This window comes from Thermohalobacter berrensis (assembly GCF_003609645.1).
GTDB lineage: Bacteria > Bacillota > Clostridia > Tissierellales > Thermohalobacteraceae > Thermohalobacter > Thermohalobacter berrensis.
This window is the reverse complement of record NZ_MCIB01000034.1, coordinates 87,452-100,313: the sequence shown is the minus strand read 5'-3', so window position 1 is coordinate 100,313 and position 12,862 is coordinate 87,452. Positions and strand designations below refer to the sequence as shown.

Here is a 12,862-nt window from a genome sequence, read left to right as displayed (position 1 = left end):
ATAATCCCTCTTTCTAGCCTATCCTCTTTTGAAGGACTTTATATAACATAAAAGCTAACACCACATTTGCTGCTGATGCTACAGTAAGTGGAATTATAACTGCATAAAATAAAGACCATCCCCTTAAGGGTAATCCTAATATTAAAGAAGTGGGCACTGCTATTAATGCTGCTACTGGACCGTTTAAAATTATTGCTATCATTGACGCAATTATTCCATTGATTTTCTTATATACAATTCCAAATATATAACCAAATAAAGCCATTTCCAATGCAACAATTATATGCATTGGAATAGTAAGCCAAAATCCACTAAGGGTTGCTGTAAGAAAATGACCTATACCTGCCACTACTGCACCATAAACAGGACCAAGAAAAAGTGCTGCAAAAAATCCCGGCATAGAATCAAAGGCTATACTTCCCTGGATTTTTATCATTGAACCTATTGCTGATAATGCAATTAAAAGGGCACAATAGGTTAGTTTTGTAACTTTACTCCTTTTAATAATAGAACTTTCCCTCATATTAATCCCCCTTTGGATTTTTCTTTGAATTCTTCACATTTATTAATAAACTTTAATAGAAAATTTGGATTACTATAAAAATGAATATGTGCATATGCTGCAAGGGTATTATTCTTTATTACCCCACATCTCCATCTTTTCTTTACCTTTCCATCTCTTATTTTATAAACATTATAGCTATAATTAAGCTTTTCATTATCTTCTATCATTGATCTATGGAATTCATGTCCCCTAATTTTAAGTTTAGAATCAACCTCTATCTCAACATATCCAAAACGCTGAAGTCTCTTAGTCATTTTAGCTTTAGTTGGAATAAAACCAACCATTTTATAAAACTCTCCATTAAGGTCTTCTATACCTTCAGTTAGGTACATTAATCCCCCACATTCAGCATATGCTGGCATTCCCTTTTCTAAACTCTCCTTTAAATTTTCTCTAAACCTTAAATTTTCTTCTAACTCTTTTCCAAATACCTCAGGAAATCCACCACCAATATAGAGACCAGCTAAATCTTTAGGTAACTCTCTATCCTTTAATGGACTAAAGTGAACCAATTCAATCCCAATATCTTTCATTAATTGTAGATTATCTTCATAGTAAAAGCTAAAGGCCTTATCCATTGGAATTCCTATTTTTAATCCTTTAATTTTTTCATTTATTTTAGGAAAATTTAAATCTACTTTATCTATAGGCTCAGCATTTGCTGCAATATCCTCTAATTTATCTAAATCAATATATTTTTCAATTAATTCAGCAATAGTATCTACTTTATTTTTTAAATTATCTACTTCTTCAGCTGGTATTAATCCTAAATGTCTACTATTTAAGGATATTCCTAAGTTTTTGGGAAGATATCCTATACAAGGTATATTAGTATCCCTTTCTATAACCTTTTTTAAAATCTCATAATGAGCCTTACCTGAAACCCTATTTATTATGACACCCTTAATTGGAACCTTTTCATCATAAGCTTTATATCCTAATACCATTGCAGCAGCGCTGGAAGACATACCACTGCCGTCAATCACGAGAATTGTGGGAATTTTTAATATTTTAGATATATGTGCTGTACTTCCGCAATCTTTATTAACACCAAAGCCATCATATAGACCCATTACCCCTTCAATAATTCCAAAATCCTTATTTTCCATTCCCCTTATAAATAGATATTTAAGAGTCTTTTCATCTAAAAGCCAGCTATCAAGATTTCTTGAAGGATTTTCTGTTACAAATCTATGAAAACCTGGATCTATATAATCAGGTCCAACTTTAAAGGGTGCAATACATCTACCCCTTTTTGTTAGGGCTGCCATTATACCTAGACTTATTGTAGTCTTTCCAACTCCACTTGAAGTTCCTGCAATTAACACTCTTTTCATAATCTTAACCCCTTTTAAAGTAAATCTATTCTTTACTTACAAATCAATCTATTTAAAATTCCATAATTTTCTTTATATTCTATTTCTAATAAACATCCTGTTGATGTTCTAAAATGCCACATTTTTTCTAATTCAAGATCTAATAAATAGGTTAATATAATCTTAATAATTCCACCATGTGTTACTAAAAGATAGGTTTTATCTTCCTTTTTTAATCCATCTATAAAACTAATAACCCTATTGTAAGCATCATTTAGTGACTCACCTTTTGGTATTCTGTAATTTATATAATCATTAGTCCAATTATTCCACTCACTTTTATGTTCTTTTACAATTTCATCTACTCTTTTCCCATCAAATATACCAAAGTTCATCTCCTTTAAGGAATCAGTAACTATGATATCCTTATTTAGCTTTTTTGCAATAGCCTTTGCTGTATTATAAGTTCTAGTAAGTGGACTTGAATAGATTAAATCAATTTTTTCATTTTCCAAAAGTTTTTGTAATTTCTTTACTTGTTTTTGTCCATCTTCCGTTAGTGGAAAATCTGTCCATCCACTATATCTTTTTTCTTTATTTGCCTTTGTTTCTCCATGTCTTACCAATATTACCTTCATTATCAAATACTCCTTAATACATAGTTTGATAAAAGAAAGAATGTTTGGGATAATTCAATAACAAATCCAACAGTATCTCCTGTCATCCCACCAATTTTTCCTTTTATATTTTTAGTTAGCAAATAAATAATTACTAAAACTATTAAAGTTGTAGCTAAACCTTTTACATACCCTAAAACTATAATAGAAGTAATTAAAGAAAAAATAACTCCAAATATAGCTTCCTTAGTTCCACAGTTTTTTATAAAGGATTCTCCCATTCCATCTTCTCTAGCATAATTACTTAATGAACAGGAAAATAAAGCCATTGCCCTACCTATTATAGGTACAAGTAATAATACTTTAAAATCAAGATAATATGTCAATGTAATATTAAATATAAGGACAAAGAATATAGATAAAACACCAAAGGTACCGATCCTACTGTCCTTCATTATCTCTAAAATTCTTTCCCTATTGCGATTACTAAAAAGGCCATCAAAGGAATCAGCTAATCCATCAATATGTAATCCTCCTGTAACCCATAAATAGACTAACCAAACTAAAACTGAAATAAAAAATCTATCAAAATATACATATAAAAATGTAGGTAACCAAAGTATTAAACCAATTACTAATCCCACAATTGGAAGATATAAAATCCCCTTTACAAAATCATCTTCTTTAAACTTATATGGGTACTTTATAGGCAGTCTTGTCATAAAAGTCAACATTAAAAGTAAACCTTTCATTTTTTCACCTACTTTATTTTCATTGGTATTCCAGAGACTGTAAAATAAACTTCTTCAGCTTCACTAGCTAAATATTGATTAACTCTACCGGCAATATCTCTAAATATATTCCCAAATCTATAGGGGGGAACTAATCCCATTCCAACTTCATTAGTAACAAAAACTAAATTTTTATTGTATTCCCTTGCTATTTTAATAAGCCCTTTAACTTCATAAAAAACCTCATCTTCCACCTTATCTATTTCTTCCATTGAACATTTATCAAAATCTAGACCACTATCCATAAGTATGTTAGTAACCATAAGTGTTATACAATCTAAAAGTACAGTATCTGCCTTAATAAAATTCTCATCTTTATCTAATTTTTTAAAATCTTTATATTTTTCTATAGTGTTCCATTCCTGAGGCCTTGATTCTTTATGTTTTTTTATTCTATCCTTCATTCCCTCATCAAATGGAATAGCAGTAGCAATATAAGTTATTTTATTGCCTGTCCCTTTAGTAATTTTTTCTGCAAATTTACTTTTACCGCTCCTAGCTCCCCCTGTTATCAGGATAATTTTTCCCATATTTTCACCTACCCTTAAACTAAGGTCATATCTTTTAAAGCCTCAATTAACTTCATATTTTCACTTTCTCTTTTAACAGCAATTCTAAAAAAACTATCATCAAGTGCATAAAAATCCTCACATGTCCTTATAAAAATATTTCTTTTTAGAAGTTTATCCTTTAAAATATTTACATTTCCTTTTTTAAGCTTACATAGATAAAAGTTAGATTTGCTTGGAAAAACATCTATATAATCTAAATCTTTTAGTTTACTAAATAAAAATTCTTTTTGACTATTACACCATTTTTCAACCATTTTTATATATTCTGCATCCTCTAAAAGAGTAGGAATAATATCTAAAGACAAACTATTTAAAGTCCAAGGCTCTTTATATTGATTAAGCCTATTAATTATTTTTTTATTTCCTATTCCGTATCCTAATCTCAATCCAGGAACTGCAAAAAATTTAGTCATAGACCTTATAATAAATATTGGATATTTATAGATTAATTTAAGGTACGACTTTTCATTAGTAAAATCTATAAAGGATTCATCTACAAATAAAAAACCACCTATTTCATTTAATACATTAACAACCGGAATGATCCTTTCAATTTCAGTAAAGGTTCCAGTTGGATTATTAGGATTGCAAATTATAACAACTTCTGGCTTAACTTCTTTAATTTTCGTTATTAAAGAAGTTATATCTATGTTAAAGTTATCCCTTTTATCTGTAACAAAATGATATACTTTTGAACCATTTATTTTAAAAGCCCTTTTATATTCTGTAAATGTTGGTTGTATAATAATCACTTTTTTAGCTTTAATAGACTTAGCAAAGAGATATATAAGCTCTGTAGCACCATTTCCTAAAATTATCTCTTTATAATCTAAACCTAACTTTTCAGCAAGTTTTTTTCTGGCACTTAATCCGTCTATTTCTGGATATTTAACTATATTTTTTAAACTCTCCTTTAATTTTTCTAAAACTTTTTCAGATACACCTAATGGATTAATATTTACGCTAAAATCAATAACATTATTCTTTTTCCCATAGTATCCACCATGTTTATTCAACTTAAAACACCCCATTTAAAAACTAAAATAAATATTATAATTAATAAAAGTATCTCAGAACAATACATTATTTTAGCAGAATCCTTTATATTTTCTGGTATTAATTCATTCTTGTTATCTCCTATTGTAGGTTTATATACCCTTTGCCCAAAATAAGTATTAGTACCTCCTAATTGAATATTTAAAAGTCCAGCTACAGCAGCCTCAGGGTATCCAGCATTAGGACTTTTATGATTTCGTCTATCTCTTAAAAGTATCTTAAAGCCTGCTCTTCCATCATATCCTAAAATGATACCTGATAATACCATTAAAACACTTCCTAATCTGGCAGGTATATAATTTATAATATCATCTAATTTAGCCGAAGCATAACCAATTTCTTTATATGGTTCTTGCATATATCCTACCATTGAATCTAAGGTATTTATAGTCTTATAAGCAACTAACATTTCAGCTGGAACTTTTAAAAATAATCCTACACCTATATAAAAGATAGGCGCTAAAACACCATCTATAGTATTTTCTGCCAATGTTTCTACTGCTGCTCTTGTTACCTCTTTTTCATTTAATTTAGTAGTATCCCTTCCTACTAAATAGGACAATAGTTTCCTAGCTTTTTTAATATCGTTATTTTTAAGTGCCTTATAAACCTTAAAAGTTTCTAAATGAAGGCACTTTGCAGCTAATAGGGAATAAAAAATATATATTGTTACAATAATTTCAGCTATTGGATGAACTAACTTTGATATTTTTAATATTAAAAAAGTAGCTGAAACTGTTGTTATAAGTGTAAAAGTAGTTAACAAAAAACCCCCTATTTTTAATGGTACAATTCTCCAACTCCTAATTATTCTTTCGTATTTACTTATAATTTGTCCTATATATTTAATTGGATGGGGCCAGTTAGGGGGATCACCAATAATATAGTCTAGTATCACTGATAAAGTTATTATATAAACATATTCCATACCTATAACCCCATTATTTTTTTTATTTTGTTAATATCTATATTTTCCTTAACTATTCTTGCTAGCTTTTCATATTCCTTCTCCTTTAATTCTCTATAGCTTAAATTACTCTCTTTTATTTCTATTCCTTTTTTAGCCCTTAGGGTATTAATAATACTATTTCTAAAGGAATCATTTTCAAAAATACCATGTAAATATGTACCAAAAACATTACCTTTGGAATTAATTGCTCCATCTAATCTTCCATTTTCTAATTCTATTAATGATTTATTACCTTCAAAAATCTCCGTTTCTCCCATATGTATTTCATATCCAGTAATAACTTCTTCTTTCATATTAGAGCATACCCTTGGAATTATCTTAAATTTTCCTTTTACCTGTTTAGTCCTTTTTTCCTTTGCCATTACAGTTTTTGTATTAAGGAGTGATAATCCATTTATCCTGTTTATTGGTGACTCTACAGAATATGGATCCACTATTTCCTTTCCTAATATCTGATATCCTCCACAAATGCCTATTATAGGCACACCATCTCTATGTTTTTTATATATTTCTTTATCTATTCCTGAGTCATATATAAACTTCATATCCATTATAGTGTTTTTGCTTCCTGGAATTATGATTAAATCAGCATTTTTAAGCTGTTCTTTGCTGGATACATATTTTACTTTCACTCCACTTTCTATTTCCAATGGAGTAAAATCCGTAAAATTTGAAATATAGGGAAGTTTTATTACTGCTATAGTTATATCACCACTAATTTTGTTTCTAAACCTATCTGTAACACTATCTTCATCATCTATATTTATATCCATAAATGGTATAACACCTAAACATTGCTTATTTACCTTTTCCTCCAACATTTTAATCCCTGGTTTTAAAATTTCTACATCTCCTCTGAATTTGTTTATTATAAAGCCCTTTATTCTTTCTCTTTCTTCTGGCTCTAAAAGCTCTATTGTTCCATATATTGAAGCAAATACTCCTCCCCTATCAATATCTCCCACAAGAATCACAGGAGAATCTACTAGTTTTGCCAATCCCATATTCACTAAATCATTTTCCCTTAAATTTATCTCTGCAGGACTTCCAGCCCCTTCTATAATAATTACATCAAATTGTGAATTAAGCTTATCATAGGCCTCTTTTACTCTATTCTTAAATCTAGGTTTAGCTTTATGATATTCTTCAGCTGACATGTTCTTATAAACTTCTCCATTTAATATTACTTGACTTCCTACATCACTAGTTGGTTTAAGTAAAATAGGATTCATTTCAACCATAGGGTCTACCATTGCTGCCTCTGCTTGGACAACTTGAGCCCTTCCCATTTCTTTACCATCCTTTGTAACAAAAGAGTTTAATGCCATGTTTTGTGACTTAAAGGGGGCAACCTTATAACCTTCCCTTTTTAAAATTCTACAAAGAGCTGCAGTAATAATACTCTTCCCTGCAGATGATGCTGTACCTTGAATCATTATATTTTTGGCCAAAATCCCCATCCCCTTACTCTTTAATCTTTTACAAAAAATAAAAAAACACATAGAGAAGCTATGTGTTTTAGTTAAGGGTATACTATACCTTTACTAAAACTACATACTTCCCTCCGAAGTAGTAGTTTTCCCCTTCAAAGCAGGTCTCCTGGCTTGTAGATCATCTTACTCTCTCTCCCTTCCCAGGTAAAACCCAGTGGATGTGAGAGATTTCATCCCTACACACAGTAGCGGGGGCTGCAGAGGATTCGCACCTCTTTCCCTTTTAAACCCTCAAAAGGGTACTTTGAAGGTCGATATTAATTTGTCAATGTTATTTTAATTATAGAAAATATAGTAATCTTTGTCAATTTAAATAGACCATATAAAAATTTGTCCTAACTAAATCCTTGGATTTATTTTAATTTTTTTGAAAAATTATTGACATATTTTTAAAAAACAGTTAATATGTTAGTTAATAAAAATAAATAATACGCTCTTATCAAGAGAGGTGGAGGGACTGGCCCGATGAAGCCCGGCAACCTGTGTTATCCAAAAGATAACATAAGGTGCCAATTCCTGCGGTACTAAATGTACCGAGAGATGAGAGAGGTCTAATTAGAATTTTATGCCTCTTTCATCTGAAAGAGGCATTTTTTATTGCCTAAATTACTTTAATATTAAACCTAAAGGGGTGATATTTTGATAAGTATTAAAAATCTTAGTAAGAAATATACAAGTGAAAACAAAATAGTTAATGCCCTAAATCACATTAACTTTGAAATTAAAAAGGGAGAAATATTTGGGATTATTGGATTAAGTGGGGCTGGTAAATCAACACTTATTAGATGTATTAATCGATTAGAAGAACCATCTGAAGGAAATATTTTTATTAATGGTGTGGATATAACAAAACTAAATAAAAAAGAACTTAGAGACTTAAGAAAACGAATAGGTATGATATTTCAACATTTTAATTTACTTGACTCAAAAACGGTATTTGATAATGTAGCCTTTCCCCTTCAAGTTTCAGGTTTTAAAAAGAGTGAAATTAAAGAGAGGGTAGAAAGGTTATTGTCCCTTGTGGAACTATCTGATAAAAAAGATGAATACCCATCTCAATTAAGTGGTGGACAAAAACAAAGGGTTGCAATAGCCCGTGCATTAGCAAATAATCCAGATATCTTATTAAGTGATGAAGCAACTTCTTCCCTTGATCCTAAAACTACTAAGTCTATCCTAAGCTTAATAAAAAAGATATCTAATGAATTTAATTTAACTGTTGTACTTATAACTCACGAAATGGAAGTAATCAAACAAATATGTGACAGAGTAGCCGTAATAGAAGATGGAGAAATTATTGAACTTGATACAGTAGAGAGGATTTTTTCAAATCCTAAAACTGAAACTACCAAGTCCTTTGTATCCAGTATACTAAATAATTCTGAAAATGAGATAGTATATCCTAAGATACCAAATTCTAAAGTTATAAAGCTAAACTTTTTAGGTGACACAGTAAAAAAGCCTATTATTTCACAAATGATTAAGAATTTTAGTATAGATGTAAATATTTTATCAGGTAATATTAATGAGCTACAAACAACAAGCGTAGGAAATCTCCTTGTTCAAATTTTAGGTAAGGACAAAGATGTAAATAAGGCTTTAAATTGGTTAAAAAAAGAAGAGATTAGATGGGAGGTTATATGGAATGGTTAAATATATTGACTTACTTTTGCCTACATTATTGGAAACTATATATATGGTTTCAGTATCAACCCTATCTGCAATATTATTAGGTTTTCCACTGGGCATCTTGCTTGTTATTACTGAAAAGGGAAACATCTTAGAAAATCAATCTATTAATTCATCTTTAAGTCTAATAATTAATATAAGCCGTTCTTTTCCCTTTATAATTTTGATGATTTTGGTATTTCCTCTTTCAAGGCTTATAGTAGGAACTACCATAGGTACTACAGCTAGTATTGTACCTTTAGCTATAGCAGCAACTCCTTTTGTTGCAAGGATAGTGGAAAATTCTCTAAAGGAGGTTGATAAAGGAATTATAGAAGCTGCTGAAGCAATGGGAGCAAATAACTTTCAAATTATCTTTAAGGTTCTTTTACCTGAGGCAATGCCGTCATTAATTTTAGGAATTACATTAACTATAATTAATTTGATTGGCTACTCTGCTATGGCAGGGGCTATTGGAGGAGGTGGTTTAGGTGATTTAGCAATACGTTATGGTCTATACAGATTTAAAACTGATATTATGATAGCTTCTGTTTTACTTATTATTCTTTTAGTCCAAATAGTTCAATTAACAGGTAATAAGTTGGCAACAGTCCTTAATAAAAAAAGATAGGGGGAATAAAAATGAAAAGAAATTTACTTATATCACTTGTAGTAACTTTAATAGGTGGTTTGCTTTTAACTGGATGTGCAAATTCAAAGGCTGATAATAATGTTTTAAAGGTAGGAGCAACTCCAGTTCCACATGCTAAAATTTTAGAGCTAGTAAAGGATGATCTTAAAAAAGAAGGAATAGAACTAAAAATAATAGAGTTTACTGATTATATTAAGCCAAATCTAGCCTTGTCAGAAGGTGAGATTGATGCTAACTTTTTTCAACATGTTCCATATATGAAAGCATTCGCTAGAGAAAATGATCTAGACATTGTGTCTATTGGAAAAGTTCATGTTGAACCTTTAGGGTTATATTCAGAAAAGGTAAATTCAGTAGAGGATTTAAAGCAAGGTGCTGTAATTGCAATTCCAAATGATCCTACAAATTGTGGAAGGGCCCTTTTACTTCTTGAAAAAAATGGACTTATAAAACTTAAAGAAGATGCAGGGCTTGAAGCCACTGAAAGGGATATTGTTAAGAATCCTAAATCACTTAAGTTTAAACCATTAGAAGCAGCCCAGCTTCCAAGGGTGTTAAAGGATGTGGATGGTGCTATAATTAATGGAAATTATGCCTTAGAAGCTGGACTTGTACCAACAAAAGATTCATTAATCCTTGAAGATGGTGATTCACCTTACGCTAATATTATAACAGTTAGAAAAGGTGATGAAAATAATCCTAAATTAAAAACTCTAGTGAAAGTACTTCAATCTGAAGAAGTTCGTAAATTTATTTTAGAAAAATATAATGGAGGAGTTGTACCAGCATTCTAGTATAAGGTAGCTATTTAGCTACCTTATACTAGAATGCTACTCCAGATTATCATCGTAAATATAAAAAATAAAAGCATTAAATTAGAAGTTTGAAAGGAAATCTTTGTATGCCTTATTTTCTTTATTAAACAATAATCTCTGTCAATAACTTTTTTATATATAACATATCCTATGGCTAAATTAACAATATACTTAACCCATTTTATGATATCTAAGTGACAAACATATGGTAAATCTATATTTAATAAGTGACTGGCTATAGGATTGTAAAAGTTACCAATTATTATGCACATTAAAGCCAATAAAAATATTGAGAAAGTTCTATTTATATGTTTGTTGATTTTTACATCAGAATTGCCGAAAAATATTTGGGAAAATTTCACAAAGGATATTATAGTTCCTAAATTTACAATATTAAGCATAATAACCTTAATAAAACTATTTTTTAATTCATATTCAATAATACTTTTACTAACAAAACCATTAAATAAAGGTGCTCCAGTAATAGATAGTATTCCAACAATCATGTATATTGACATAAATGGGAAGTTCTTAAAAACTCCTCTTATTTCTGTAACTCTCCTCACTTTATATTCATTAATTATAAGTCCTGCTCCTAAAAATAAAAGTGATTTAAAAAAGGCATGATTAAAAAGATGTAACAACCCTCCATAATATAAATTTCCTGACATCGAACTTAATCCCATAAGAACAATACCTATTTGTGAAATTGTATGAAAGGCTAAAATTTGTTTAATATCTTTTTGGCTTATTGCAAATAACACCCCAGAAAAAGCCGTAAAAAAGCCTATTAGGAAAAAGAATTCATTAAAATAATTAAACTGGAAAATTTGACCTATTCTAATAAATCCATACAATCCACTCTTTACTAATAACCCAGAAAGTAAAGCCGATATTGACGCTGGTGCTGCTCCATGGGCTTTGGGAAGCCAGTTATATACTGGAAAGAAGGCAGCTTTAACTCCCATTGCTACTATCATAAATATATATGCCATTTTTACAATATTGGTATCTTTAATTAAAATAATAGTATTAGAAATTACATCCATGTTTAATGTACCTACTACTATATATACTAATATTAAACCTATTAGGTAAAATATCATACCTACACTATTAAAAAGCAAATAGTAGAATCCCGCCCTAATTGAGTAACCATCTTTTTTATAGATAATAAGGATGGCAGATATTATAGTAGTCGCTTCAACAAACACAAAAAAGTTAAATAAATCATTTGTTTGAAGTAGCCCTAAAAATACCCCTTCTAAAAACAAAAAGAAAAATAAAAACTTATAATCTACTTTCCTTCTATCCCAAAAATAGATCAAAATTAACCACCATATAATTATACTAAGACAGATAAATGCCAGCGATAACATATCATTTTTTAATGCTATCCCTATAGCCTTGTTCCAACCTCCTATATAAAGCTCATGAATTCCATGTTCCTTTAAAAAATTAAAGTAAGGGATAAATATTATTGTAATCAATATTTGAGATACCAAAGCCAAATAACTAATATATTTATTATTAAATAAATATACTATCATCGAAGCTATAATGGGTATAAATATTATATATACTGGGATAAACTCCATATCAGCCCTCCCTTTTTATTAACTCATCCCAATCAAGTGTCCCATAATAATGGAAGATTTTTATACTAAACATAAGAGCTAAGGCAGTTATAGCAGCTCCTATTACAATAGCTGTTATCATAAGAGCTTGTGGTAAGGGATCTACTATATTTTTGTTTGAATCTATGGAAGATAATATGGGAATGACAGCTTCTTTGGAATGGACAAAATTTAAAAACAAAAGTACTGCTGATGCCTGTAGCATGTTAAAACAGATTATAGATTTTATTATATTTCTACTAACTACTAATCCAAACAAAGATATGAGTACAACGAAAAAAGATAATAATATGTCTATATTCACTATCTTCCCTCCTCAATAAAAGCTGAAAATACAGCAATAAGCCCTGTAGTTACTTTCAATCCAATGAAGAAATTAAGCAAAATTAAAAAAATCCTTTTATTTTCTATAGGACTATCAACAGGTATAAAGTTAGTAAAAAATTCTCCATTTGTAAAATAACTTATACATGCAACAATCAATATTAAAGCAAAAAGATATTTCTCTATTTTAACCAATAATTTTAAATTGATTATTTTCTTAGGGTCAATAAAGTAGGTAATGAAAAAAGCAGTGGCTAATATTACTCCTCCTTGAAAGCCTCCACCTGGGGATTTGTCCCCATTTAATATAATATAAAATCCGAACAAAAGAATAAAAGGATACAATAACCTACTTATACATACTAAAATTAAAGATATCCTCAATA

General features: G+C 29.6%; 14 protein-coding genes and 2 riboswitches. Of the genes, 3 read left to right on the top strand and 11 right to left on the bottom strand.

Annotation, left to right across the window (positions count from 1 at the left end):
• Positions 1–13: 13 nt before the first annotated feature.
• Genes BET03_RS10520 through BET03_RS10485 form a run of 8 tightly spaced genes read right to left on the bottom strand, consistent with a single transcriptional unit; the run spans position 14 to position 7,347 of the window.
• Positions 14–523: an ECF transporter S component gene (locus BET03_RS10520; RefSeq protein ID WP_120170092.1), complete on the bottom strand. Its 510-nt coding sequence runs from the start codon at positions 521–523 to the stop codon at positions 14–16.
• Positions 520–1,902, bottom strand: a complete 1,383-nt coding sequence (locus tag BET03_RS10515; protein WP_207666065.1) for a cobyrinic acid a,c-diamide synthase CobB — start codon at positions 1,900–1,902, stop codon at positions 520–522. Before BET03_RS10515 ends, BET03_RS10520 begins: the two co-directional genes overlap by 4 nt.
• Positions 1,903–1,934: 32 nt before the next feature.
• Positions 1,935–2,519, bottom strand: coding sequence for an alpha-ribazole phosphatase (gene cobC, locus BET03_RS10510; RefSeq protein ID WP_120170088.1), 585 nt, complete (start codon positions 2,517–2,519; stop codon positions 1,935–1,937).
• Positions 2,520–2,521: 2 nt separating this feature from the next.
• Positions 2,522–3,232 carry an adenosylcobinamide-GDP ribazoletransferase gene (gene cobS, locus BET03_RS10505; RefSeq protein WP_279230389.1) on the bottom strand — a complete coding sequence of 237 codons (711 nt, stop codon included), beginning with the start codon at positions 3,230–3,232 and terminating at the stop codon, positions 2,522–2,524.
• A 26-nt stretch (positions 3,233–3,258) separates the two neighbouring features.
• Positions 3,259–3,819 carry a bifunctional adenosylcobinamide kinase/adenosylcobinamide-phosphate guanylyltransferase gene (gene cobU, locus BET03_RS10500; RefSeq protein ID WP_120170084.1) on the bottom strand — a complete coding sequence of 187 codons (561 nt, stop codon included), beginning with the start codon at positions 3,817–3,819 and terminating at the stop codon, positions 3,259–3,261.
• A gap of 14 nt (positions 3,820–3,833) precedes the next feature.
• Complete coding sequence (gene cobD, locus BET03_RS10495; protein WP_120170082.1) at positions 3,834–4,877, bottom strand: threonine-phosphate decarboxylase CobD; 1,044 nt, start codon at positions 4,875–4,877, stop codon at positions 3,834–3,836.
• Positions 4,874–5,845 carry an adenosylcobinamide-phosphate synthase CbiB gene (gene cbiB / locus BET03_RS10490; protein WP_120170080.1) on the bottom strand — a complete coding sequence of 324 codons (972 nt, stop codon included), beginning with the start codon at positions 5,843–5,845 and terminating at the stop codon, positions 4,874–4,876. Before cbiB ends, cobD begins: the two co-directional genes overlap by 4 nt.
• Before the next feature lie 2 nt (positions 5,846–5,847).
• Positions 5,848–7,347 (bottom strand): cobyric acid synthase, encoded by a 1,500-nt coding sequence (locus tag BET03_RS10485; protein WP_243096921.1) that lies wholly within the window; start codon positions 7,345–7,347, stop codon positions 5,848–5,850.
• A 112-nt stretch (positions 7,348–7,459) separates the two neighbouring features.
• A riboswitch (cobalamin riboswitch) is annotated at positions 7,460–7,642 on the bottom strand.
• Between the two features lie 171 nt (positions 7,643–7,813).
• Positions 7,814–7,927: riboswitch (SAM riboswitch) on the top strand.
• 92 nt (positions 7,928–8,019) lie between these two features.
• On the opposite strand from BET03_RS10485, the gene BET03_RS10480 reads away from it, so the two are divergent.
• From BET03_RS10480 to BET03_RS10470, 3 genes are read left to right on the top strand one after another with little or no spacing between them, the layout of a single operon-like run.
• Entirely contained in the window at positions 8,020–9,033 is a 1,014-nt protein-coding gene (locus tag BET03_RS10480; RefSeq protein WP_120170076.1) for a methionine ABC transporter ATP-binding protein, read from the top strand.
• On the top strand, positions 9,026–9,679 hold the full coding sequence (locus BET03_RS10475) for a methionine ABC transporter permease (protein ID WP_120170074.1): 654 nt from the start codon (positions 9,026–9,028) through the stop codon (positions 9,677–9,679). The genes BET03_RS10480 and BET03_RS10475 overlap by 8 nt, the downstream gene beginning before the upstream one ends.
• A gap of 11 nt (positions 9,680–9,690) precedes the next feature.
• The gene (locus tag BET03_RS10470) at positions 9,691–10,494 is read left to right on the top strand and encodes a MetQ/NlpA family ABC transporter substrate-binding protein (RefSeq protein WP_120170072.1); all 804 of its coding nucleotides are present in this window, start codon (positions 9,691–9,693) and stop codon (positions 10,492–10,494) included.
• Between the two features lie 23 nt (positions 10,495–10,517).
• Here the strand turns inward: BET03_RS10470 and BET03_RS10465 are convergent, their stop codons facing one another.
• Genes BET03_RS10465 through BET03_RS10455 form a run of 3 tightly spaced genes read right to left on the bottom strand, consistent with a single transcriptional unit; the run spans position 10,518 to position 12,860 of the window.
• A complete protein-coding gene (locus tag BET03_RS10465) occupies positions 10,518–12,113 on the bottom strand; it encodes a complex I subunit 5 family protein (protein WP_120170070.1) in 1,596 nt (531 codons plus the stop codon).
• A gap of 1 nt (position 12,114) precedes the next feature.
• The gene (locus BET03_RS10460) at positions 12,115–12,456 is read right to left on the bottom strand and encodes a sodium:proton antiporter (RefSeq protein WP_120170068.1); all 342 of its coding nucleotides are present in this window, start codon (positions 12,454–12,456) and stop codon (positions 12,115–12,117) included.
• Positions 12,456–12,860: an MnhB domain-containing protein gene (locus BET03_RS10455; protein ID WP_183108831.1), complete on the bottom strand. Its 405-nt coding sequence runs from the start codon at positions 12,858–12,860 to the stop codon at positions 12,456–12,458. Before BET03_RS10455 ends, BET03_RS10460 begins: the two co-directional genes overlap by 1 nt.
• Positions 12,861–12,862 lie beyond the last annotated feature (2 nt).